This is a genomic window from Bacillus massiliigorillae, assembly GCF_000380245.2.
Lineage (GTDB): Bacteria > Bacillota > Bacilli > Bacillales > DSM-1321 > Bacillus_AD > Bacillus_AD massiliigorillae.
Window position 1 is genome coordinate 359297 of record NZ_HG428742.1, and the last position, 25829, is coordinate 385125.

Here is a 25829-nt window from a genome sequence, read left to right on the forward strand (position 1 = left end):
ATTTTTAGCTATAGACATATAAAAAAAAGTGCCTCAGAGCTCATGCTCAGGCACTTTATCATTTGTAAAAAGATTTATCCGAAACGGCGGCTTGAAATTTTATCTACATTATCAAGCATAACACCTGTACCAATTGCTACACAATCCATTGGATTTTCAGCAACTAATACTGGTACTTTTAATTCTTCAGCTAGTAGCATATCAATACCATGAAGTAAAGCTCCACCACCAGTAAGAATTACACCACGATCAATAATATCAGCTGATAGTTCAGGTGGTGTTCTTTCTAACACACTCTTCGCAGCTTGCACAATGACAGATACTGATTCACGTAATGCTTCTTCAATTTCAATTGAATTAACTGTAATTGTACGTGGTAATCCGGACACCATGTCACGTCCGCGAATTTCAATCGTTTCATTACGAGAGCCTTCAAAAACAGTTGCTACTTCAATTTTAATGTTTTCTGATGTTCTCTCACCGATTAACAATTTATATTTACGTTTAATATAATGAAGAATTTCATTATCGAATTTATCTCCGGCCATCTTAATAGAAGCAGACGTTACAATATCACCCATAGATAGAACGGCGATATCTGTAGTACCTCCACCAATATCTACAACCATATTACCACTTGGTTGGAAAATATCCATACCAGCACCAATTGCAGCTACTTTTGGTTCTTCTTCTAAGAAGATTTTTTTGCCGCCACTTTTTTCTGCCGCTTCCTTAATAGCTTTTTGCTCAACACTTGTAATGTTTGTTGGACAGCAGATTAAGATTCTAGGCTTTGATAAAAATCCTTTTACATTCAATTTATTAATAAAATGCTTCAACATTGCTTCTGTAATATCAAAATCTGCAATAACACCGTCTTTTAACGGGCGAATAGCCACGATATTTCCAGGTGTACGCCCGACCATGCGACGAGCTTCCTCTCCTACTGCTAGTACGCGATTCGTATTCTTATCAATCGCTACTACAGATGGTTCATTTAATACAATTCCTTTACCCTTAACATGAATCAAAACATTCGCAGTTCCGAGGTCTATTCCTATATCCCTAGCAAACATGGCTTTTTTTTCCTCCTCAAATACGTACATTCACAGCTATATCTGTCCTAATTGTATATTTTAACACAATCTTTAGTTCATTAGTAAGAAGATTTCAGTAAAACACATTATTTTTAAAAAAATAGTAAAAATAGTTATTTAATGAAGTAATTATTTAATTATTATTTTCAAATAGATGGAATTCATACCATTATTCATCTTGTTTTACTTCCAATCAAAAAAAGCCATGCGGCAGCAATAAGACGAGCTGTTCTTGAAAACCCGCTTTTGGTTTTCAAAACAGATTGGCTTATTTCAGGGCATGGCATGTGTAAGATTAGACATAAAAAGCCTTCAGACCCATTCGTCTAAAGGCACATTCTTTCGTGTAACTACACCATTTCTTCTTCTGGTTTTTTGTATTTGAGCTTTGTTGCTTCTCCACCACGTAAATGTCTAATTGATTTATGATAGTCTAAGATTTCCTTTACTTCATTTGCCAGCTCCTGATTAATTGTAGGAAGTCTCTCAGTCAAGTCCTTATGAACAGTACTTTTGGATACTCCGAATTCTTTCGCAATCACGCGAACCGTTTTCTTTGTCTCCACGATATACTTCCCTATCTTGATCGTTCTTTCTTTGATGTAATCGTGCACACCACTCGACCTCCCTAAATTGGATGTGAGAAGTGTGAAATGAGATTCGCCTCAATCGATTCGTTAGTATTTTCTCTGGAGTTATAAAGAATATATATGGCAAGTTATTAGGCTTCTATAAACGACTCCTCACCTCAGCCACTCTCTTTGTTTGTAAGGTTTCTAACATTTTATTAGCTTGGGCGATAAAATATGCATGAAAAACACAATAAGGACAAGAAGTTTACACTTTTTTTCAAATCTTTTTTAATTAGCTAGCAAAAAACAACAAATTTTCATAAGAAAAGCGCAAGCGCCCGTTTTGCGACGTATAGATTGGAGCACTTCGACTGAGATAAAGGAAACACGAAGAGGCGGTAGGCGATTCGATGTTGACTTATCGTAGGGAGATGAGCGAAATCTACTAGTCGCTGGGTGCTGGAGCTAGACAACATGTATAAGACGAGCTGTTCTTGAAAACCCGCACTTGATTTTCAAAACAGGTTGGCTTATTTCCGGTCAAAGCAGGTGTAAGGTTGGACATTCTTACAAAATATCACTGACCATTCACGCGCGATAAATCACCTAAAGTATGTATACCACGATCGTATAATTGTAAAAGCAATTCAACAAATAGATAAGCCGTTGTTAACGCATCACCGATTGCCGAATGACGTGGATAAATACGAGTATTAAATGCCATGGCGTAGCGCTCTAAATCTCTAATATCATAGGCAGGTGCTAAAAAACCGATTAAATTTAATGTATCTAGCGATTTATATTTACGATAAGTCAATTTTTCTCTTTTTAGTTCACTTTTCAAAACCAACATATCAAAATTGACATAATGCCCGACAAAGCACGTACTGTTCGTTTCCGCAATAAAATCAAAGAAACGGTACATGGCTTCGAGAGCTTGTGGAGCATCACAAACTATTTCATTTGTTATTGAAGTTAATTCAGTTATTTCCTGAGAAATGTGTCGATTTGGATTTACATACGTCTGAAATTGTTTATCTTCAATCACCTCAAAACCTCTAACTTTCACAGCTCCAATTTCAATTAACCGATCATCTTTTTCTACTTGGAAACCTGTTGTCTCCGTGTCAAACACTGTATAGCTTAATTCCGATAATGGTGTAGATAAAGGCAGGTTATCATAATTCAAAGGGCAATCTATATTTTTATTAAGAAAGAAAATAGGAATCTCCCCCTTTACGTATTAAAAAACTACATTTACTTCATATCTGCATAGAGAATTGGTAGAACAATTTATTTTGTAATTCTTTTAGCGTTTTCACACTAATAATGAGCTCTTCCTTTTCCCTAGTCGTAAGTGTAGTAAAGTATAATATTGATGAAGAACCCCCATTTTTCTTTGCTTGTTTCCAGCGTAATTGAACATACAGCGTCAGTACCTGATTAACCGCTTCTCTTAAATCATGTGCAAAGTTATGTGAGAATACTCCTTGCTGCTCCAAAGCATCAATTCTTTCAAAAGGTGTTCCCGATAAAACACCATGAACCATCGATAATATTTGTAAACCATGATGATAAGGAAATAGAATGTCTTTCTTCATATCAATACATTTCTTTTCTAACCTGAACAATGACCGAATTGGCTGCCCTAATAATGTCATTGGGCGCTCTTGTTCAATTTGAGCTAAACGGAAGAGGAATAAATGATAACGTTGCAATGTTTCATCAATAATATCTTCAAATTTATGATGCAAATTCTCATCGCCATATACCATACGATAAGAGAAGAAATTAATTGCGAGCAATAATTGTTCATTCGATGATTGAATACCCCATTCCTTGAGGCGTATACGCCATTCATCAAGTGTGCCTCGCCATGTAGCCTCACTCGACATCATCAACCCTTTACATCTCGCATAACCTGCTAACTCTAAATAATGAACAATCTTTTCACCCAATAATTTAAAATAAGAATGCACTTCCTCCTCGTCATCACTATTTTCAAAAACAAGAAAATGATCTTGATCAGTGAGCATGAATTGTTCTCCACGACCACCGCTACCCATCGTATACAAATTAAACGTAACAGGTGGTGTAAGCCCAGTATTATCCTGTATATCCTGAAGCGCTAAATTAACGGCTCGTTTAATTAAACGGTCAAATAGCGTCGTCACAACTGCTAGCACATTCACCATTGGTACTTGTTCTTTCAATAACGTTTCAAAGACTTTATAAATTGCACCTTTTACTTGTGGTAAAGACTGAACATCTGCTTCTTCAATACTTCTAATTGTCTTTAACATACTCTCATTCTTTTTGCGCATTAAATCGGAAAGTGTCAGCATCCCGCAGACAATACCATTATCTTCAACTGGTAAACGTTTGACACCCTTTAATACCATCGTTGATAAAGCATCATAATAATAAGAAAAACGCGATATGGTAATCGGATTTTCTGTCATAATATTTTTGGCAAGCTCTTGATACGTTCGATTTTGTACAACAATTCGTTCAACAATATCTCTCTCCGTCACAATACCAGCTATTTGCTCGCCTTCCATGATCAGTACTGAACTTATTCGATTATCAATCATCTTTCTCGCAACATTTTGCACACTTTCCTCTGGTGAACAGGTAACAGTAATAGGCGACATGATGTCTTGCACTCGCAGCACTAGGGAATCACTTTCTCCCATATCTCGAGCAAGTCTTACCTGCTCCGCCAACGAACTATATACATCTCTCAAACGAATAGCCACTTGTGTCAAGAAATAATCATGGACAATCGGATCTGTCCAACGCTTCGTAACAACCTCAAAAGGAATATATAGCGCACGGATATCTTCTACTGCTCTAACTTCTACTAGCTCTTCTGCCTTTACATCATCTGTTTGTTCAATGGCTCCAAGAAAATCAGCCAAACTGGAAAAGCCTATCATTTCTTCCTTCGCAATAATCTCTAATACTTCATTTCTACCATGTTGCTCATCCATCACATACACTTCTGCAATTCCGTCAATTACTAAAAAGAGACCTGTTCTTCGCTCCCGCGCATGTAAAATAACATCACCTGCTGTAAAATGCCTCTCTTCACACATTTCCAAGAGCAAGGAAATAACCATCGGCTCTGCTCCTTGAAAAAAAGGATGAAAACGTACAGCTGTAATCACATCCTGCTTTTCTCCACCCATTCCCAATCAACCTTTCGTCTACGTAATAGTACTGAAACACTTCAATCATCTAAACGTGTCAAACATGTTGTATAGGACTTTTTTACTCGCATGAACAACTTCCAAATGATACCATTATAACTCGATTATCCCTTTATTTGCCATTTCAGTCAATCACTTATTTACTTGTTTCATATCTCTTATCAATTAAAAAAAGGCAGCTCAAAAGTGATTGAAAATCACTTTTGAGACAGCCTCTTAATTTTGTTCTTGTGCATTTGTTGAATTCTCTTCGTAAGAATCATTTTCTAAAGATGAATCTTCTTTATTTGATTGATCCTTTTTAGACTCTTCAGTAGTTGTTTTTACATCTTCTGTTGGAGTTCCATTTACAACTTCCGCTTCCATCAATGATGAAACAGATTTATCGAAATAATCTTGCGGATTCACAGCGACACTATCTTTACGAATTTCAAAGTGTACATGAATACCTGCATCTTTATTTAATAAACTTTGACCCGCTTTCGCAAGCGCTTGTCCTTTAGTTACAGTGTCGCCTTCTTTCACAGCAATGTCTGTAACAGATTGATAGCTTGTTGTAATGCCTTTAACATGTTCTACTTCAATTACGTTTCCAAGTAACGCATCTTCTTTAACTTTTGTAACTTTACCACTTAATGCTGCCGTCACATCAAACGCCTTACCATCTTTCATGGCGATATCAATTCCACGATTTAAATGGTACTGATTATCGTAAAATACAAGAGCATTTTCCTGTTTTGCTTTGTCTCCATTAATATCGTAGAACTCTTTCTTAACTACTGCGTTATCTTGCTTCACTACTGGCCAACTAAAGTTTTCAACTTTACTGTTTACTTCCACTGCTTCATTACCACTATTTTTTCCTGCATTTTCGACTTGTTCCACTTCTACTTCTCCAGGGTTAGCTGAATCATTGTTGCTATTTTGAAACCAAATTACTGCTGTTAATAGAATTGCTGCACTTGCTAAATAAATCGCTGGTAACGCCCAACGCTTAGAAAGAAAACGTCTCATTCCTGATTTTTGAGAATTACGTTTCTTTTCATCCTCTCTCATGAATATCACCTCAGCAACCATTTTGAACATATTTTTGAAAATATATACATTTTCTAAAAAATTTTTATTTTCTTGTTTCGTGATACAATAGAAATATTTCGGAAGAAAGGAAGATAACATGAAAAAAGTTTCAATTTACTTTGTATGGTTGCTACCAATCGCTTATATGATTCTCGTATGGGTATTATCCAGCTTACCTGCTAATGCAGTCGTAGAGCTTCCAGACTCAAAGTGGGATCATATTTGGAAAGAAAGTATGCATCTAGTCGAATTCGCTGCTTTATATATATTATTTGTCATCGCTCTTGCCACTAGTGGCAAACTCTCTTTACGTACTAGTTTAATTGTAGCCATCATTTCAGCATCCTATGGTGTGGTTGATGAGATTCATCAATCTTTTTATCCATATCGATCCGCTACACTCATTGATGTAGTAAAAGATTGGATTGGTGTATTAGCAGTATGGGGGCATGTACGCTACCATTATTTCTATAAAAGAAAAAGTATATTAAATAAGATACAAAAGGAACCAAGCTAATACGCCTGGTTCCTTCTATATTTATATTGTAGGATGGTGCCCACTCCATATCTTCCGCAAAGCAGGAATTAGAAACACAAAGATAGAACCAAATAGCGCAAAGCTAATAGGTAGAATCTTCTCATCATCAAAAAAAGCGTACATTAAAAAAAATAAACCAATACCCATCATTCTACCTAGCCCAAGCGGAATTTCCCTTACAACAATGTAATCTAACCGGCGTTCCTCAAACTTCTTATCAAATTCAATGGAAGCATACATCCAAGCATTTAATGTTGTGTTCATTAAATTAAAACCAATTACCGAAAGAACAGCATAGATAACTAATATCAAGAAGCTTGGTTGAATACTAATCCAAATGGAAGATGAAGCAACAAGAAATGCTCCAATCGTAAAGACCTTCATTCGTAATTCAGGTCTTGAAATTTTCGCCAACCATAATGAAGTCATTAAACCCATAAGTGCTGCAAATGTATTATATCCGCCTAAAGATAACTCGCTCTGTAAAATAGAGAATGTCATGATGGTAACTAAAAAAGAACTATAGGTTCCTTCAACCATAGAAGTAACTATACTCACCCAGTACATCCCTCGCCACTCTCTCGTAGGATTCTTCCATACTTCTTTAAAGCTCGATTTCTTCGGTAATTTCTTCCCTTTTACTTTTAGTGAAACAAGCGCTGTTATTAGAAATGAGAGCAACGAAATACTAAATACAATATAATAGCCTTTCATTCCAATAAAACGACTAATCGTAAAGCCTGAAATCATAGGCGCTAACATGCCAACACCATTCGTTAAAAAGCTAAGAATATATAAAAATCGATCTCGATTACGATCTTGTGTAATATTAAATATTTGCATATGCTGACCAATAACAAAGAAGCTAGTCGCTAATCCTAGCATAGCTCCCAATAAGAATATATGATTAACTGCATCTTCTCTCACCCACAATAAAAAGCTATACCCAACAATAAATAGCAAAATACCAATTCTTGAACATGACATTGGTGAGGTTTGCCTAGCCAACCAAGCACACGCAGGGAAGCTCACTAATACCGCAATAGAATGCGACAAGCTATAAAACGCTAACAAAGCAAAGGAATTATCAATATTCCAAATAAAAATATTAACGAATATACCTGACAGAGCTAATGAAAAGTTTAAAAATGTCATCATGACTAAATATAATTTTGCTTCTAATTTCATGTTGTAATCTCCTCTCTGTCCGTTGAATCTACTTCAACTAAAGCATATTCATATTACTCATTTATCAAAGTGAAAACTATAATTGTTTTGGCTATGTTTATATGCTAAATTGACATTGGAGGTGACGAAGTGGATTTACTCAATGAAATTATCAATTATAATAATCCCCTGCTAGCCCTAAAAATATATGAAGCCTCACCAAGAGGTATTAAACCTCTTCAAGGAAGTTGGCACTATCACAAGGAGTTAGAGATTCTCGTCATTCTAGAAGGCAGCATGGAGTTAGTTATTAAAGAAAAAGTTTATCAACTTAAAGCTGGAGATTTATTTTTGATCGGACCAATGGAGGTACATTTGGATTGCAATCTAGATGTACGCTATATAGTTTTCCAATTTGATGTAAACAAGTTCTTTGAACCTAGTTTAGCTCCATTTATTCATAGTCTATTAAATCCACACATGTCTTTAAGTAAACTAAACTATATCTTTCAAGAAGATGAGTCTGTTCGAAAGGAAGTAGCTAGCACGGTTATCGATATTCACCGAGAATCTATTGAAAGACCACGTGGCTATGAGGTAGCAATAGCCATTAAAGTCAAACACATTCTTCTAACCATTTTAAGAAATGATTATAAACATGAATTAGATCGACACTCTTCATTAGAAATAGAACGGCTACGTCCTGTTCTACAATATATCTCCGCAAATCTTGCAGAGGAAATTTCAGTTGAACGTTGCTGCCAATTATTAAATCTCAACTATTATTATTTTTTGAAGCTCTTTAAAAAAACAATCGGTATTACATTTGTAGAGTATGTACAACATGAACGAATCAAAGTAGCCGAACGTATCCTACTTACTGAACAACTTGCAATAGAGGAAGTAGCTGAGTTAGCTGGCTTTCATAATATGGGCCACTTCTATAAAACGTTTCAAAAATTCCATGATTGCACACCCAACGCATATAAGAAACAATATAAACATTAAAAAAACCAAAAGCTCTCTTCAGCGAGAAGTTCTTTTGGTTTTTTTAATGTTTATATGAATCTTGAACTTCTATATCCCGTTACCGAGACATAAATAGCTTCTATAAATAAAATGAAAGCAGTAACACCATGGAATAACCAACCGATAATCGGAATCCAACCTAATAACGCTCCTAATAATCCAACTACATTCCCTGTTATCGCTAACCTTCTATCTACTAATAAAAGCACAATAGCAACCGTATGAAGAATTCCAGCAACTACAAGCGGTGTCCAACCATTTGCTATAATAAAAGTTCCGCCTAATATCGGAATAGCTAAAAACCCTTCATATAAAAATGTAAGCCATTTTAATATTTTATTAATTGTAGAAATGACAAACATCCACCTTTCTTTTATCCATCTAATTACTAACCATTATGACATATATCATGAACAATAGGACTATATGTATTATTTACCTGCTACTACCGAGTTGCGTGAAATAAAGATTGTGGTGAGGATTTCTCCTCTCCATATAAAACAGGCAATCTCGTAAGCCATAACAACGACTCACGAGATTGCCTCTTCGTTTTTACTATCTATTTTTGCGCCACTATCTTTTTTGCGAATGAAGCAGAGGAAGCAATTTGAATACCCGAGTAATAATGCTTTACTATTTGTTCATAATTCTTCCCTTCCTTAGCCATACCATTTGCACCATACTGACTCATTCCAATTCCATGTCCATATCCTTTAGTTGTTATAACAACTGAATCTCCTTTCCTTTCCCATGAAAAGTCGGTTGATTTCAGATCTAATGTTTCGCGAACATCCTTCCCACTAATCACTTTCCCATTAATTTTCACCGATGCTACACGCTTACCTGGCGTACGCTTTATAATAGAGCCGATGCTCGTTTTTCCTTCAATCTTCACACCTAATTGTTTTTCAAATTGAGCTACGGACATTACTTTTCGATCATAAAATTTTGGAGATTGCTTATCCCATGGACTTTCTACACTTTTTAAATAAGGATAAGGGCTTTCCCAAATTGCTTCAGAATTCTCCGTGAAACCATTGCTTGTTGAAAAGAATGTTGCAGTGATTGGCTTACCACCATAGGTAATAATTTTCCCTTCTGTTTCCAATACTGCCTGTGCTACTTTTTTATATTTCCAATCATAATCTGCTCCCCATAGAGCCTTTAATTCAGCATCGCTTTTATATACTTGATGATTAACCGTATCCGTCACATCTGCTCCATTTAACGAGGCATCCTTAGAGCCATCCATCAGCTTATTGACGATGTAGGTACGAGCGGTGAGCGCTTGCGCCTTCAATGCCTCTAATTCGAAGTCTGCAGGCATTTCAGAGGCAACCACACCGACTATATACTTCTCAAGGGGTAGCTTACTTACTTGTTTATTTGCTGATCTTAATACAGCAACCTGGACGGCCGATTGTTCTAATTGATTTACTTCCAACGTTGGCTGTTTAGCTTGCTTTGATTCGTCCGTTATTTTCTCCCCCGTTTCACCTTTTGAAAATGGAAGCACAAGCATAGCGGGAATCATAACGGTTATTACTACCACAACCAAAACTACGTATAATACAGGTTTGATAGACTTCAATATCTCGTCCCCTTCCATTATTAATCACTATATATTCATATGATAATTTCCGCCCATTATTACAGATTAAAGAAATAAGAAAAGCGCAAGCGCCCTGCTAAGCTCTGAATGAACTGGAGCCCTCTTCCTTTCGATAAAGAAAACACTAAAAACCGTTAGGCGATTAGATGTTGACTGATCGTAGAGAAGTTGGCGAAGTTCACTAGGAGCTGGGCTCTTAAGCTAGGCAGCAATTTAGATTCAAAGTTATATTCATTCTTATATTTTTCATTTAATATTTACCTCCTTGATTTACGCCCAAACCAAAAAGAACCTGATTAGCATAAGCCAATCAGGTTCTTTTTAATGAATAATAGAACTATATCATACTATTATTTTATTAAGCTTTTACATCAACTACTGTTTTTTCTGTAACAGTATCTTCACTAATACGTTCGATATCAGCGCCTAGTGCAGCTAATTTACCATGGAAATTAACATATCCGCGATCTAAATGCTTCAATTCCGTTACGCGAGTAATACCATCTGCTACAAGACCTGTCAAAATAAGCGCTGCTGCAGCACGAAGATCCGTTGCTGCTACTTCAGCTCCTTGTAAGTCTGAAGGACCGTTAATAATTGTAGAACGTCCTTCAATCTTAATATCCGCATTCATACGACGAAACTCTTCAACGTGCATGAAACGATTTTCAAAGACTGTCTCTGTAATCATACCTGTACCTTCTGCACGCAGTAATAATGCCATCATTTGAGATTGCATATCTGTTGGGAAACCAGGGTGTGGCATTGTTTTAATATCAACAGCTTTTAGTTTTTCTGGTCCGATAACACGTAATCCATCTTCTTCTTCAATAATCTCAACGCCCATTTCTTGCATTTTCGAAATAAGAGAAGAAGAATGTTCAGCTACAGCACCTTGTACTAGTACGTTACCACCAGTGATTGCTGATGCAACCATGAACGTTCCAGCTTCGATACGGTCAGGAATAATCGCATGTGTAGTTCCAGTTAACTCTGATACACCTTCAATACGAATAGTCGCAGTACCTGCACCACGTACCTTTGCACCCATTTTATTTAGAAGATTTGCTAAATCAACAATTTCTGGTTCTTTTGCAACGTTTTCAATAATCGTTGTACCTTCAGCAAGTGTTGCAGCCATCATAATATTCTCTGTAGCGCCTACACTTGGGAAATCTAAATAAATCTTTGCACCTTTTAATTTACCTTCAACCTCAGCATCTAAAAAGCCGTTGCCAACCTTGACATGAGCTCCCATTGCTTCAAAACCTTTTAAATGTTGATCAAGTGGACGAGATCCAATTGCACAACCACCAGGTAGAGCTACACGTGCTTTACCATTACGTGCAAGTAGTGACCCCATAACAAGTACAGAGGCACGCATTTTTCGTACATATTCAAACGGCGCTTCGTCTTTCAAATCTCTTGATGCATCTACAGTAACGACATTGTTCTCAAATACAACATCGGCATTTAAATTACGTAAAACTTCGTTAATAGTAAATACATCGGAGAGAGTAGGCACGTCTTTAATAATGCATTTACCATTGCTTGCTAATAATGTTGCAGCGATAACAGGAAGTACGGAGTTTTTAGCTCCTTCAATTTTTACAGTACCATTCAGTCTGTTTCCGCCGCGGACGATGATCTTTTCCAAAAGTATTCCCCTCCGCGTCCAATTTCTATATATTAATATTCAAATGTTATGATGGGTGTGCCAATTACAAAGGTCGTCCTTGCGCCCATTCCATCATTTCTCATGGCTAATTGAAAATTGTAATGTTTACTTACATCTGTTTGTTTAAAAAGCGATGATTGAGCAGTAATAGAAATAAAATTCTCTTCTTGTAAGCTCTCTACTTCTCTTGCATGGAAACTCTCCATCCACTTCTTTGAAACAGAAGTTAAAACCTTATCAATAGTATCATTGAAACTACCTTTGATACAAGTGAAAAATGTGGTATTTTGATTAAATACTATTTTCTTTCTACTATTAAGTAAATTAGAAACATTTTGTTTCCAATTCCCCTTTAATGTATTCCCCTTTATTTCATATGTAATATAAGACTCATTCTGGCTTGATAGTGTGGAAGAAAGCGTTATTGACTCGTGAAAATCCGACTCATCTCTCATTCCAACTGCTATATATTTTGTTGAGCTTTTCATTACATTCCATGTAAAGCTAGGAAGTTTTGTCTTTAATTCTCTTAATTCTAGTAAAAACTGACGCTCAGTCGTAATAAAAGTAGTGGCTTCTCTAGCAGTTACTGACCATTCTTCTATTTTTACATCATCTTTATTTTCAAGAACTTGTGACATTTGGTCTAAATCCATACTATCACTATTTGCCTCTATCGTAATATTCCCAACAAAAACTATTATCAAACTTATAACTAATAGATAAAGAATTTTTTGCATTGCAACAACCTCCCCCATTCTATCAGTGTTACCTTTTGGGAGGGCTACATACCTATCATTTATCGACAAGTTTCAAGTTAAGCAAATCACAAAACAAACAGTAGCATTCTTCTTTTACAAGTACTTCAATTTTTACCTTTGAATAAAAAACGGCATGTTTAAAGACCAAGACAAGTAATCTAAAAAGAAGTTACTCGCTGTAGAGCCAATAGTAACTGTCAATAAGATGTACAAAAGCCTTGCTTGTATTACTTTATTAGCACGAAGTAATTTTTCGAAATTCAATGCTTGTAGAGCCCACCATGTTATGGCAATAAAAAATAAATGTGATAAAATCCCTAACATCGCTTGTTGTCCTAAATTGACAAACATAAGGTTGCTCCCTTCTGAGCCTCATTATCCATTTTACCATATATATAATGGAAAAATGGAGTAATTAATACAGCAAACACATAATTGACATATTTTTTCCAAATACATACCTATCTATTATATAAAGATTCATTTTTATAGTAAACAAAATACACTCTATTTTCACCAAAAACATTTTTCGACTAATCTTACATAAAAAAAAGAGAGACATCACTACCAGTCTCCCCTTTGTCATACACTCTTATTTAATTGCCGAATACGAATTAGCTGCTTGAATTAACGTTATTATATCTTCTTCATTTCCATTATGAAGATCATTAACAATTTGACTTCCTACAATAACTCCGTCACAAACTGCACTCATATTCTTCACATGTTCCTTGGTCGAAATTCCAAAACCAGCAAAAACCGGTACAGGACAAACTTTCTTTAAAGCTTCCATATAAGAAGTAACATGATTCTCAAATTCTCGACGAACTCCCGTTACACCTTTAACAGTTACCGCATATAAAAAACCTTCTGCCCCTTCAGCAATTGCTTCTAATCGTTCCGGGGGACTTGTAAGAGTCGCTAAACGAATGAGCGCAATGTCATGTTTCTGTAAATATGGTTTAATCTCATGTTCTTCCTCAAGTGGTACATCTGGAATGATACAGGCATCAATTCCAATTGCAGCGCACTGCTCGGCGAAATAATCTAAGCCAACCGCTAATATCGGATTAAGGTATGTCATGAATAGTAAAGGAACGGAAACTGTTTCTCTAACATTTTTCAAGGTTTCCAAAATGCCTCGAAGCGTAGTTCCACCTTTCAGTGCTCTCACACCTGCCGCTTGAATAACTGGACCATCTGCAGCTGGGTCAGAGAAAGGAATCCCAATTTCAATCATCGTCGCTCCTGCATTTTGCAGAAACTCTAAACGGGGTACAAGCTGATCTAATCCACCATCACCCGCCATAATATATGGTACGAAACATTTATTACCCTGACTTAAAACTGATTGAATAGCATCTTCTAAGTGTTGTCTACTCATTGATTCTCCCCTCCTAAATATCCCTGCAATGCTTCTACATCTTTATCTCCTCGACCTGACAAGCAAATGACAAGCGTTTCTTCTCGTTTCATTTCTTTTGCTAATTTTAACGCATACGCTACAGCATGAGAGCTTTCAAGCGCCGGAATTATTCCTTCTGTTCTACATAGAATTTGCAATGCCTCTAACGCTTCAGCATCCGTTATAGACGTATAGGTTACACGACCACTATCCTTTAAGTAACAATGTTCAGGACCAATACCAGGATAATCAAGACCAGCTGAAATCGAATGTGCTTCAATTACTTGACCATCATCATCTTGCAATAAGTACATTTTAGCTCCATGTAGCACACCCACTCTTCCTTTTGTTAAAGATGCTGCATGAAACTCTGTATTTATACCTTTTCCTGCTGCTTCAACACCAAATAAACGAACGCTTTCATCCTCTATAAATGGATAAAACATGCCCATCGCATTAGAACCGCCACCAACACAAGCAACAACTGCATTTGGCAATGCACCTTCTTGCTCAAGAATTTGCACTTTTGTTTCTTTACCAATGACACTTTGGAAGTCACGCACAATTTGAGGGAAAGGATGCTGTCCAAGTACAGATCCAATTAAATAATGCGTATCATCTACGTGAGCAACCCAATAACGTAATGCTTCATTACATGCATCCTTTAATGTAGAGCTCCCTTGGTGTACACTTACTACTTTTGCACCTAGTAATTCCATACGATAAACGTTCAGCTTTTGCCGCTTCACATCTTCAGCACCCATGAAAACCGTACACTCTAAGCCTAACAATGCACATACTGTTGCTGTTGCTACACCATGTTGTCCAGCACCTGTCTCAGCCACAACCTTTGTTTTTCCCATTCGTTTAGTCAGCAATGCCTGACCAATTGTATTGTTGATTTTATGAGCACCGGTATGATTTAAATCTTCACGCTTCAAATAAATCTTTGCCCCACCAGCAAACTTTGTTAATCCTTCTGCATGATATAATGGGGTTTCACGACCCACATATTGCTTCAAATAGTAATTAAGTTCTTTAACAAACTCTTCATCCTGCATCGCTTTTTTATATTCTTTCTCTAACTGGATAGAAGCTTCCATTAAAGTTTCCGGAATAAAGCGACCTCCATATATTCCATAACGTCCTTCTGCATTCGGTAATGTATAACTCAACGTATTTCCACTCCTTTTACGACCTGTATAAATTGTTTAATTTTCACAAAATCCTTCTTCCCATCTGTTTCTACACCACTCGAAACATCGACCATATATGGTTGTACAGTCGCAATTGCTTTCGCAACATTGTCTGCTGTTAAGCCACCCGCTAAAATAACACGATGATTTTCCAATGCTTTTGATTGAAGTAATTGCCAATCAAATGTCGCTCCATTGCCACCATAATATTTTTGGCCTTTAGGGCTATCTACTAATAAATACGGTACTTCATATTGCTCTGCTTGCACGATATCTTCCACTTTACCGATACCAACCGCTTTCACAACAGGTAAAGCATGAACTTGGCATGAACCATTACTTTCTTCCCCATGAAGCTGAATCATGGTCAAACCACAAGCTGCGGCAATTTCTTCAATTACTGCTGGCTTTTCATTGACGAAAACTCCTACTTTTTCAACACGAGCTGGAAGTTCTTCAATAATCTTCTTCGCATTCTCTTTTGAAATTTGACGACGGCTTGGAGCAAATACAAAACCGATTGCATCAGCTCCCACTTCTGCTGCATAAACTGCCGTTTCCACATCCGTTAGTCCACAAATCTTCACTTTCATAAAGTCGCTTCCGTTTCTCTTAGTGATAATTCATGAATGGTTTTGGCGATATTAGAAGACTTCATAAGTGTTTCACCAACTAATATCCCATTAGCTCCAGCTTGCTTGACTACTTGCACATCTTCACGTGACACAATTCCGCTTTCACTAATTAATAGCTGATTCGTTAATAATGAACTACGAGCAATGCGTTCTGTATTAGTTAAACTCACATCAAATGTCAAAAGATTCCGATTATTAACCCCGATAATCTCCGCTCCAATTTCCACCGCTCGTTGCAATTCTTCTTCATCATGCACCTCTACTAAAACTTCTAGCCCTTGTTGCTTTGCTTCCATATAAAGCGCTTGTAGTCGTTCTTGAGATAATGCAGCGACGATTAACAAAATAACATCTGCACCGACAGATTTTGCTTTTTTTATTTGAATAGGATCAATGATAAAATCCTTACATAATATTGGAATGCTTACAGCTTCACGCACAGCTGCTAAATCTTCAAAACGACCTTTAAAGAACGGCTCATCTGTTAATACTGAAATTGCCGCAGCACCCGCAAGCTCATATTGCTTCGCTTGCTCAACCGGATTAACATTTTCATGTAATGCTCCTTTAGATGGTGAATGGCGTTTAATTTCGGCAATAATACCAATAGGAGCCTTTGCTCGTATAGAAGCTTGTAGTGAAATCGGTGTTCGTGATACATCTGGAATACTCTCTTGCTTCAATCTTTCTACTTCGTTTATTTTCTCATCTAAAATTCGTTGTAATATTGAACTCATCCGACTACCTCCAGCTTTTGGCTTTTTTCTATTAATGCTTGTAACGTAGCATAAGCATGACCAGAATCAATACTTTCTCTTGCTATTTCTACACCTTCTTTAACTGTCGCTGCTTTAGCCCCCGCATAAATACCTAACCCTGCGTTCAAAAGCACGGCATCTCGATGTGGACCATACTTTCCTTTTAACACATTTAACAATATATCGGCATTATCTTTCGCGTCTCCACCTTTGATAGCATCATTAGAAGCAGATTGCAAACCAACTTCCTCAGCAGTAAAAATAAGATTACTGATTTGACCATTCTCTAAAACCGCTACATGATTTTCACCTTGTAAGGATGCTTCATCCATAAAGCCTTCACCATTTACAACCACTGCTCGCTTACGCCCAAGTCTTCTTAATACATCCGCAAACAACGTTAAATATTTCCGCTCATACAAACCTAGTAATTGATACTCTAACTCTACTGGATTTGTTAACGGACCAATTAAATTAAAAATCGTTGGAATCTTTAAGTCTCTGCGTACTTTCATAATGCGCTTCACACGAGGTTGCACATGTGGAGCATATAGGAACGTAATACCGATATCCTGCAATAATTCTTCAGAATAAGCTACAGGTAACTCTAAATTCACTCCAAGAAGCTCAAGTACATCCGCACTTCCTGTTTTACTACTCACGCTGCGGTTTCCATGCTTTGCTACTTTAATACCAGCTCCAGCAATAACGAAAGCGGAGGTCGTACTAATATTGAAGCTTTGCGAACCATCTCCACCTGTTCCACAATTGTCCATTACACCTGGATATTGATTCGTAAAAGGTAATGCATGTTGGCGGAGTACTTCCACTAGTCCCGTAATTTCATCAGGCGTTTCTCCCTTTGCTTTCAACGCGATTAGAAAACCTGCCATTTCACTATCTGATATGTCCTCACGAAACAATGCTGTAGCAACATCCTTCATTTCCTCCTGTGATAACGACTCCTTATTAATTAGCATTTGCAAATATTGCTTCATCGTCCATCCTCCTCTTCTCTTCTCGTCTCAACTCTTTACTACTCAGCTCATTACCTCTACTCGACATTTAGCTAGTTGAAGGAAATTCTTAATCATCCTTGAACCATCATTTGTGCCAATTGATTCAGGATGAAACTGGATACCAATAACCGGATATTCTTTGTGTGAAATTGCCATTATTTCACCATCACTAGTTGATGCTTCAATTGATAAGCAGTCTGGAAGTGAGGTATTGTCAACTGCTAATGAATGATAGCGCATCACTTCTACCTCCTGCGGTAACCCAGCAAAAACACTAGCACCACTATGGGAAACAGATGACATCTTTCCGTGCATAATTTCTTTTGCCGAAATGATATTTCCACCAAAGGCTGCACCAATAGATTGATGCCCTAAACAAATACCAAGAATCGGAATGCTACTGTGTAATTTTTCAATTAGCTCCATACAAATCCCAGCTTCTTCTGGGCGTCCTGGTCCAGGGGACAATATAATCGCATTTGGATTCATGGCGGCAACCTCGTCAACCGTTATACGATCATTTCGTACTACGACTATGTCTGAATAATACTCCCCAATTTGCTGGTACAAGTTGTACGTAAACGAATCATAATTATCGATTAGTAAAATCATACTTCCACCTCCATTAATGCTCTTGCCTTATTAAACACTTCCTGATACTCCAATTCTGGATCTGAGTCATATACAATACCAGCGCCCGTTTGAATATATGCCTTTCCATCCTTTACAACCATGGTCCTAATTGCTAAAGCAAAGTCGAAGCTACCATGTACTGAAAAATAGCCAACAGCTCCTGCATACACATTACGCTTCACATCTTCTAATTCGTTAATAATGCTCATTGCTCTAATCTTCGGTGCCCCCGATACGGTTCCCGCTGGCAAACATGAAGCCAATACATCTGCATTAGATACACTCGCAAGCTTCTTACCTGTTACTTCAGAAACGATATGCATCACGCGTTTATATTTTTCGATTAACATATATTTCGTCAATGTAACGGTTCCTATTTCACAAACTCTTCCAAGATCGTTTCTGCCTAAATCAACCAACATACGATGCTCTGCCAATTCTTTTTCATCTTGCAACAATTCCACTTCTAACTGTTGATCTTCTTCTTCCGTTATTCCTCGTTTTCTTGTTCCTGCGATTGGATTCGTAATGACATTTACGCCATCACCTTTTAATAAGCTCTCTGGCGAGGAACCAACAATTTGATAATCCCCAAACTCTATATAAAACATATATGGAGAAGGATTATGTCTTCTCAAGCTTCGGTAAAATTGAAAGGAATCTCCCGTAAAGTCTGCTGAGAATCGTTGAGATAACACAACCTGAAAAATCTCACCTTTTACAATTTCCTCTTTCGCTTTCAGCACTAAATCTTGAAAATGTTGTTTCGTCATATTCGATTGAAAATCAATTTTCTTTTTATCCTGTTGTGGATGTGTTTGTTCCACTGATCCTTGTTCAATAATTGCCTTGATTCTATTTGCTTGTTTCGTAAACGCTTCTTCATCATCTTCTTCACCTAGCATCACAATCGATATTTGCTGATTAATATGGTCATACACAATGACTTCACGATAGAACATTAAATGTGCTTCTGGCATTCCCATTTCATCATGCAAAATCGGACCTATATCCTCATACTGCCGTATGATGTCATAACCTACATATCCAACCGCTCCTCCTAGGAAAGGGAAGGGCATGCTTTTCTCCACTTCAGAAGGAAGATATTCTTTCATCGCATCTAAGAATCGACCCGTACGCTCTTTGACATTTCCATCGGGAGTGATTTCCACTAAAGTGTCTCCATTTGCTTTAAGCTCCATATAAGGATTGCTTCCAATAAATGAAAAGCGACCATGTTGTTCATGCTTTAATGAACTTTCCAAAAGAAATTTCTTACTACCTGGTAAACTTTGAAAAATCCCAATCGGCGTATGAATATCTCCTTCCATCTGAATTTGAAACAATCTTTTCTTTGACGTCATCATTCGCAACACCCCATTTATTTAGTAAATAGACATTAAAAACATTAAAACTTTATCATTCAGAGATTTATTACATAAATGATCTAAAAACATAAACATTAAAATACATAAAGTGAAACTTTAATCGGTGGAGTTTCCTTTCATTTCCCACCGATTATTAGTTGAACCAATCGATTTCTTACTGGCGCTTGATCTCCCACTTATCCGTCTTCGTTTTCGCTTCATTGTTAAAGTGGGAATCTTAGCGCCAGTTTGAACGGGATAAAAAAATCCTCTACAAGCCGTAGCTTGTAGAGGACGATTAACAACCGTGGTGCCACCTCTGTTAAAGGAAAAGTAATTTCCTTTCACTTTTTTCGGATACAAAAATATATCCTATCCCTTTAACGGTGGAAGCCGTGCACGCCTACTTTGTTTCAACGCGCCTCTCGTAAGCCCATTCAATCCGTTCTAGCATGTCGGCTCTCACCTCTTCCGACTCTCTGTAATGCATCGAATTCAGATTTACTTTTCTTACTCATCGATTATTAATATATGATTTTTCCAAAACAATACAAAAAGGGCTCCCCATCCATAAAGGACGAGAAACCCGTGGTGCCACCTTTTTAGCTGTTCATACAGCCACTCAAACAGTATCAGAGCTACACTACATACTCTTAATACCTGTCTCTTGTAACGATGAGACACATTCGCCAAAGCCTACACTCTCTAATCTAGAAATTTCGGTTTGGTAGCTCAGAAGTCCATTCGCTATAACCTTCACACTGATTCTCACCAACCATCAGCTCTCTAAAGTGATCTGTTACAGTTACTACTCTTCGTCAACGCCTTTGTGAATAATCTTAATTTTCAATAATATTATCATGTTAAAAATGGGTTGTAAAGAGGGAATTTCCATTTATTATAACAAAATGCGGAAGCGCCCGCATAGCGACGTATACACTGGAGCCCTCTTCCTTTCGATAAAGGAAACACGAAGAGCTGCTAAGCAATTCGATGTTGACTTATCGCAGGGAGGAATGCGAAGTCTACTAGTAGCTGGGCGCTGAAGCTAGACATAACATATAAAATAATACGGAATCCTTTACTGTAAAAAGTCTTCGAAATCACCAAAATTACCGTATAGAAAATCCAATGCAGCTCCCGGTACAATTCCAAACCCAATCGTTCCAATGACGCAAACAACAAGGACTATTAGTATACCTATAGGTAATTTTACTTTTGTAAAATCCGCTTGATTTTCAGCAGAGCGGAAAAACATTTGGACCATTACACTAAAATAATAGAAATAGGATATAACAGTCGTTCCTATTAAGATGGATGCCAGCACATAATGACTTGGATCAACCGCAAACGTTCCCATAAAAATATTCAGTTTCGCCACAAACCCTGCTGTGCCTGGAATTCCAGCCATCGATAATAAGAAGATACCCATTGCAATAGCAAGGAAAGGTGCCCTTTTATACAATCCTGCAAAGCTAGCAATCTCATCAGAACCTGTTCGATCTGCCATGTATTGAATAACCGCGAAAGCTCCCAAACTCATAAATACATATGCTACTAAATAAAACCACACTGTACTAGGTGTAAAATATCCAAGCGTCGCAACTGATACCAATAAATACCCAGCATGTGCGATACTAGAATAAGCAAGAAGCCGCTTCATATTCTTTTGTCTTAATGCAACAACATTACCGAAAATCATCGTGATACCCGCTAAGCAGCTTATAAAGATACGGTTCTTTTCCATAAATCCTAGGGCACCAATTTCATCCCCTGAAGCATTTAAGAACAAGTAGATGATAACGCGTAAAATAATGATGAAACCCGCTGTTTTTGAAAGTACACTTAGAAAAGCCGTAACTGGTGTTGGCGCCCCTTGATACACATCTGGTGCCCACATATGAAATGGGGCGGCCGCAATTTTAAAAGACAAACCAACTAATACCATAAAGAATGCAATTCCATATAGATATAGATGTTGTCCATCCAGCGTCTGCGACATAATTAAGCCCATTTCTTTCAAATTAGTCGTTCCTGTTAATCCGTATAGATAACTCATTCCAAATAACGTAATTGCAGTTGATATCCCACCATTAATGACATATTTCATTGCTGATTCATTACTAGCTAAGTGATCCTTACGAATACCAGCTAAAATGTATGAGGAAACCGACAGCAATTCTAAACCTACAAACATCGTAATTAAATCTCCACTAGATGTCATCACCATAGCGCCTAATAGGGCGGCAAGAAATAAGTAGTAAAACTCTCCCCTCGTTTCCTTCATTCCCTCTGCTGGCTGATAGCTCTCTGCTAGTAAAAGCACCAAAGCAGCTCCAACTAACAAAATAAATTTAAATGCCTTTGCGAAAGAATCTAATCGAAACGTATCATATAAGATGGATGTTGTCTCAGCAGACACTAAGCCAAGAAGGACGAAAGTAGCTAGCAATACACCAATGATTGCCACCCAGCCAAGCCTTCTTCGACTAACATTTGCAGGCATAAACAAATCTATAATACAAAGTAAAGTCGCAACACCGAGGATGATGAATTCTGGCATCATGACTCCCCAATTATAGGAAAGCAGTTTCTCTAAATCCATAGCTCATCATCCCCCTATTCCTAACAAAGTTTTCATCGTTTCATCAAGAGGTTCTGCTAAAATGGATGGAAAGACACCGATTAATACAATTAACCCCACTAACACAAGTACTGGTGCCCATTCATACGAATGGATATCAACCAGTTTTTTGATTGCTGCTCCACGTGTATCTCCATATGTAATCGCTAGAACCGCCCTTAATACATAAACCGCTGTAATAATTAAGCCTACAGAAGCAATAGCTGCAAGAATCGGCTCTTCTTTAAACAATCCAAGAAACGCCATAGCTTCACTAATAAATCCAGACATACCTGGCAGCCCAAGCGACGCCATTCCTCCCGCTAATAAAAAACCTGCTGTAATAGGCATACTTTTAGCCAGACCACCAATATCATAAATCTGTGAGGTTTTCACTCGTTCATACAATAATCCAACTAAAAAGAATAACAACGCTGCAATTAATCCATGCGATACAACCTGAAAAATTGCACCTTGAACTCCTGCCTCATTTCGTGCACCTAATCCCATTAAAACAATTCCCATATGTGAAATAGACGAATATGCTAAAACCATTTTGAAATCCTTTTGAATTAGCGCTAAAAAAGCACCATACAAAAGATTTATTATACCTAAAAGCACAATATAGATCGACAATTCTTTAAATTCTCCCGGAAAGATTCCCATACCGAAACGAATTAAACCGAAAGCTCCTATTTTCAATAACACACCCGCATGAAGCATAACAATAGCTGGTGGCGCTTGGACGTGAACGCGAAGCATCCACGTATGTAGAGGGAAAATCGGAAGCTTCACACCAAATGCTATAATTAAAGCAATTAGCAATCCATACTTTAACTCTGGACTGATATTCGCTACTAGCGTCACGCCGCCCTGCGAAACTATTTGTTGCAGAACCTCAATATTACTCGTTCCTGTTTTCGCAAATAAAACCATAATGACAATTAGGAGTACGGCAGATCCTAATCCATTGTAGAGGAGAAAACTAAACGCTGCTCTTTCTCTATCCACATAGCCCCACTTACCAATTAAGAAAAACATCGGAATTAATGTTATTTCAAAGAACAAGAAGAATAGAATTAAATTTTCCGCCGTAAATACGCCAAGCATACCGATTTCTAGGAGAAAAAATAAGAAGAAATATCCTTTCCATTCTTTTTTAATATAGTTTGCTGCTACAGCTGATAACGTCGCTAAAATAGAAGTGAGCAAGAGCATCACAAGAGAAAACCCGTCTATGCCTAGTTCAAAATTCACTGCAAATAAGTTAGGATTTAACTTATCAAAATTACCAAAACCAAACCATTTCCAAACAACATTATAGATGTCTAAATCAACACCCGAACGCTCTTTCATAAATAAAAACAAGGACAACACTAGAGCTGGTAAGGTAGCCACTACACCTATCGCCTTAATAAGTCGCTCCTGCTGCTTGTTAACAAACAGTAATAATAACATTCCTAATAGAGGGGAGAAAACCAACAAAGGTAAGATCTCTGTACTCATCTATAAAATTCCCCCTGTCACAGCATAAATGACAAGAATGACAGCTAGCCCTATCAAAACAACAGCGCCATATTGCTGTACTTGCCCTGATTGAAGCTTTGAACCCAACTTTCCTAGCGAAACAACCGCACTACTTACAAGATTCATTAGTCCTTCAACTAAAAACTTATCGATAAATGTCAATAATAATGCGATGCCCTTTGTAAACGGAATGATGGAATAGTCGTACATTTCATCCACATAGTACTTATTGTATAAAATGTTATACACTGTTGAACCTTCTTCACCAAATGCATTGCGACTTATACTCTTCTTACCGTACATTAAATACGCCAACCATATACCTCCTAAGGAGATAAGTGTCGCCACAATCATAATCCAGGATGGTCCGTCAATATGACCATGCCCTAATGCTGCATTTCCTTCAACAAGCCAATCACCTAGAAATGTTCCAAACCATGGCGTATTTACATAACCACTACATATTGCTAGCGCTCCTAAAATAACAATTGGAAAAACCATTAATGTAGGTGATTCATGAATATGATTTACTTTTCCTCGATACTCTCCAGCAAAAACCAAGAAGAATAAGCGGAACATATAGAATGCTGTAAAGAAAGCCGTAATTAAAGCAATCACAAATAGTACATAATTCCCATGAGTCCAAGTGGCAATTAAGATTTCATCTTTACTGAAAAAACCTGACAAGAAAGGAACACCCGAAATTGCCATCGTTCCTATCAAAAAGAGAACACCAGTGAATTTAAGCTTCTTCCATAAACCACCCATCTCATCGATATTTTGAGTGGACACAGCGTGAATAATACTTCCTGCCGCTAAGAAGAGTAATGCTTTAAAGAAAGCATGTGTCATGAGATGAAACACTCCCGCAACATAACCTGCCGAACCTAAAGCTAACATCATATATCCTAACTGGCTCACAGTTGAATAGGCTAAAATCCGCTTAATATCTTTCTGAACAAGACCTATAGTAGCAGCAAAGATGGCTGTAATTCCTCCAACTATCGCCACTGTCGTTAATGCAGTTTCACTTGCTGAGAATAAAGGAAACATCGTAGCAACAAGGTATACACCAGCCGCTACCATGGTCGCCGCATGTATTAATGCTGAAACAGGAGTTGGCCCTTCCATCGCATCTGGAAGCCACGTATGAAGAGGAAATTGACCAGATTTCCCCATCGCTCCAATAAAGATAAGAATCGCTGTTACTGTAATCATGCTAGCAGAAATAGATCCTGCGCTTACCGCTGTAAAAATCACATCATATTCAAAGCTACCCGCTTCCCAAAATAACAGCATCATTCCAATAAATAGACCAACATCACCTATTCTTGTCATAATAAATGCTTTTTTAGCTGCTGCCTTCGCTTCTTGCTTATAGAAGTAAAATCCAATTAATAAGAAAGAACCTAGACCAACAAGTTCCCAGAAAACATATAGCTGTAATAAATTTGGTGAAATAACCAACCCAAGCATCGCAAATGTAAATAAACCTAAATATGCATAAAATACAGGAAGTCGCTCATCACCACGCATATATTCTTTTGAATACGTATGAACCAGAAAGCTTACTAGTGACACAATTACTAGCATTAATGCATTTAATTGATTAATTTCAAATCCCGCTGTTAATTGCACATCCCCTATTGTTAGCCAATTGGCTTCGGCTTTATAAGTGGGCTCCGATAGTCTTTCAATGAGCACCAATACCGAATAGATAAAAGAACCTAGCGTCAAAATAATCCCTACATAAGCGCTTGATTCTCTTAATCTCTTACCGAATAGAAGAAGGAACAAGAACGAGAATAGCGGAAGTAGCGGTATAATCCAAGCATTCTCCATCGTATAGAATCCCCTTCTTAAACGTACAAAGGCTCTATAACTGGCACTATGCACGTCTTTTCTTTTAACATGAGCTTCACA

The 25829-nt window shown here is 37.4% G+C and carries 23 protein-coding genes and 2 other annotated features; of the genes, 2 read left to right on the top strand and 21 right to left on the bottom strand.

Annotation, left to right across the window (positions count from 1 at the left end; genetic code table 11):
• Window positions 1–74 precede the first annotated feature (74 nt).
• The 5 genes from TX86_RS17775 to spoIIQ form a co-directional block, all read right to left on the bottom strand.
• Complete coding sequence (locus TX86_RS17775) at window positions 75–1076, bottom strand: rod shape-determining protein (RefSeq protein ID WP_042350968.1); 1002 nt, start codon at window positions 1074–1076, stop codon at window positions 75–77.
• Window positions 1077–1447: 371 nt separating this feature from the next.
• Window positions 1448–1711 carry a sporulation transcriptional regulator SpoIIID gene (gene spoIIID / locus TX86_RS17780; RefSeq protein ID WP_042350969.1) on the bottom strand — a complete coding sequence of 88 codons (264 nt, stop codon included), beginning with the start codon at window positions 1709–1711 and terminating at the stop codon, window positions 1448–1450.
• A gap of 535 nt (window positions 1712–2246) precedes the next feature.
• Window positions 2247–2891, bottom strand: coding sequence for a 3'-5' exonuclease (locus TX86_RS17785; protein WP_042350970.1), 645 nt, complete (start codon window positions 2889–2891; stop codon window positions 2247–2249).
• A 40-nt stretch (window positions 2892–2931) separates the two neighbouring features.
• Window positions 2932–4860 carry a DUF294 nucleotidyltransferase-like domain-containing protein gene (locus TX86_RS17790; protein ID WP_042350971.1) on the bottom strand — a complete coding sequence of 643 codons (1929 nt, stop codon included), beginning with the start codon at window positions 4858–4860 and terminating at the stop codon, window positions 2932–2934.
• 237 nt (window positions 4861–5097) lie between these two features.
• Entirely contained in the window at window positions 5098–5937 is an 840-nt protein-coding gene (gene spoIIQ, locus TX86_RS17795) for a stage II sporulation protein SpoIIQ (RefSeq protein WP_042351211.1), read from the bottom strand.
• A 118-nt stretch (window positions 5938–6055) separates the two neighbouring features.
• Here spoIIQ and TX86_RS17800 point away from each other — a divergent pair, with 118 nt between their 5' ends.
• Window positions 6056–6475 carry a VanZ family protein gene (locus tag TX86_RS17800; protein WP_042350972.1) on the top strand — a complete coding sequence of 140 codons (420 nt, stop codon included), beginning with the start codon at window positions 6056–6058 and terminating at the stop codon, window positions 6473–6475.
• 21 nt (window positions 6476–6496) lie between these two features.
• Here the strand turns inward: TX86_RS17800 and TX86_RS17805 are convergent, their stop codons facing one another.
• Entirely contained in the window at window positions 6497–7684 is a 1188-nt protein-coding gene (locus tag TX86_RS17805; protein WP_042350973.1) for an MFS transporter, read from the bottom strand.
• A gap of 129 nt (window positions 7685–7813) precedes the next feature.
• Here TX86_RS17805 and TX86_RS17810 point away from each other — a divergent pair, with 129 nt between their 5' ends.
• Complete coding sequence (locus TX86_RS17810; protein ID WP_042350974.1) at window positions 7814–8671, top strand: AraC family transcriptional regulator; 858 nt, start codon at window positions 7814–7816, stop codon at window positions 8669–8671.
• Window positions 8672–8721: 50 nt separating this feature from the next.
• Here the strand turns inward: TX86_RS17810 and TX86_RS17815 are convergent, their stop codons facing one another.
• The 15 genes from TX86_RS17815 to nuoL form a co-directional block, all read right to left on the bottom strand.
• Entirely contained in the window at window positions 8722–9054 is a 333-nt protein-coding gene (locus TX86_RS17815; protein WP_042350976.1) for a hypothetical protein, read from the bottom strand.
• A gap of 197 nt (window positions 9055–9251) precedes the next feature.
• Entirely contained in the window at window positions 9252–10283 is a 1032-nt protein-coding gene (gene spoIID / locus TX86_RS17820) for a stage II sporulation protein D (protein WP_268258263.1), read from the bottom strand.
• A 379-nt stretch (window positions 10284–10662) separates the two neighbouring features.
• Window positions 10663–11961 carry a UDP-N-acetylglucosamine 1-carboxyvinyltransferase gene (murA, locus tag TX86_RS17825; protein ID WP_042350977.1) on the bottom strand — a complete coding sequence of 433 codons (1299 nt, stop codon included), beginning with the start codon at window positions 11959–11961 and terminating at the stop codon, window positions 10663–10665.
• A gap of 32 nt (window positions 11962–11993) precedes the next feature.
• A complete protein-coding gene (locus TX86_RS17830; RefSeq protein WP_042350979.1) occupies window positions 11994–12722 on the bottom strand; it encodes a YwmB family TATA-box binding protein in 729 nt (242 codons plus the stop codon).
• Between the two features lie 132 nt (window positions 12723–12854).
• Window positions 12855–13094 carry a DUF1146 family protein gene (locus tag TX86_RS17835; RefSeq protein ID WP_042350980.1) on the bottom strand — a complete coding sequence of 80 codons (240 nt, stop codon included), beginning with the start codon at window positions 13092–13094 and terminating at the stop codon, window positions 12855–12857.
• Between the two features lie 241 nt (window positions 13095–13335).
• On the bottom strand, window positions 13336–14127 hold the full coding sequence (trpA, locus tag TX86_RS17840; RefSeq protein ID WP_042350982.1) for a tryptophan synthase subunit alpha: 792 nt from the start codon (window positions 14125–14127) through the stop codon (window positions 13336–13338).
• The gene (trpB, locus tag TX86_RS17845; protein WP_042350983.1) at window positions 14124–15323 is read right to left on the bottom strand and encodes a tryptophan synthase subunit beta; all 1200 of its coding nucleotides are present in this window, start codon (window positions 15321–15323) and stop codon (window positions 14124–14126) included. The genes trpA and trpB overlap by 4 nt, the downstream gene beginning before the upstream one ends.
• Window positions 15320–15937: a phosphoribosylanthranilate isomerase gene (locus TX86_RS17850; protein ID WP_042350984.1), complete on the bottom strand. Its 618-nt coding sequence runs from the start codon at window positions 15935–15937 to the stop codon at window positions 15320–15322. Before TX86_RS17850 ends, trpB begins: the two co-directional genes overlap by 4 nt.
• Window positions 15934–16716 carry an indole-3-glycerol phosphate synthase TrpC gene (gene trpC, locus TX86_RS17855; protein ID WP_042350986.1) on the bottom strand — a complete coding sequence of 261 codons (783 nt, stop codon included), beginning with the start codon at window positions 16714–16716 and terminating at the stop codon, window positions 15934–15936. Before trpC ends, TX86_RS17850 begins: the two co-directional genes overlap by 4 nt.
• The gene (gene trpD / locus TX86_RS27290; protein ID WP_042350988.1) at window positions 16713–17735 is read right to left on the bottom strand and encodes an anthranilate phosphoribosyltransferase; all 1023 of its coding nucleotides are present in this window, start codon (window positions 17733–17735) and stop codon (window positions 16713–16715) included. The genes trpC and trpD overlap by 4 nt, the downstream gene beginning before the upstream one ends.
• A 42-nt stretch (window positions 17736–17777) precedes the next feature.
• Window positions 17778–18368 carry an anthranilate synthase component II gene (locus TX86_RS27295; protein WP_042350989.1) on the bottom strand — a complete coding sequence of 197 codons (591 nt, stop codon included), beginning with the start codon at window positions 18366–18368 and terminating at the stop codon, window positions 17778–17780.
• Window positions 18365–19756, bottom strand: coding sequence for an anthranilate synthase component I (gene trpE / locus TX86_RS17870; RefSeq protein WP_042350991.1), 1392 nt, complete (start codon window positions 19754–19756; stop codon window positions 18365–18367). Before trpE ends, TX86_RS27295 begins: the two co-directional genes overlap by 4 nt.
• 287 nt (window positions 19757–20043) lie before the next feature.
• Window positions 20044–20283, bottom strand: a binding site (T-box leader).
• A 43-nt stretch (window positions 20284–20326) separates the two neighbouring features.
• Window positions 20327–20587, bottom strand: a binding site (T-box leader).
• A 250-nt stretch (window positions 20588–20837) separates the two neighbouring features.
• Window positions 20838–22361, bottom strand: coding sequence for an NADH-quinone oxidoreductase subunit NuoN (gene nuoN, locus TX86_RS17875; protein ID WP_042350993.1), 1524 nt, complete (start codon window positions 22359–22361; stop codon window positions 20838–20840).
• Window positions 22362–22367: 6 nt separating this feature from the next.
• Window positions 22368–23885: an NADH-quinone oxidoreductase subunit M gene (locus TX86_RS17880; RefSeq protein WP_042350994.1), complete on the bottom strand. Its 1518-nt coding sequence runs from the start codon at window positions 23883–23885 to the stop codon at window positions 22368–22370.
• Entirely contained in the window at window positions 23886–25748 is a 1863-nt protein-coding gene (gene nuoL / locus TX86_RS17885; protein ID WP_042350995.1) for an NADH-quinone oxidoreductase subunit L, read from the bottom strand.
• Between the last annotated feature and the right edge of the window lie 81 nt (window positions 25749–25829).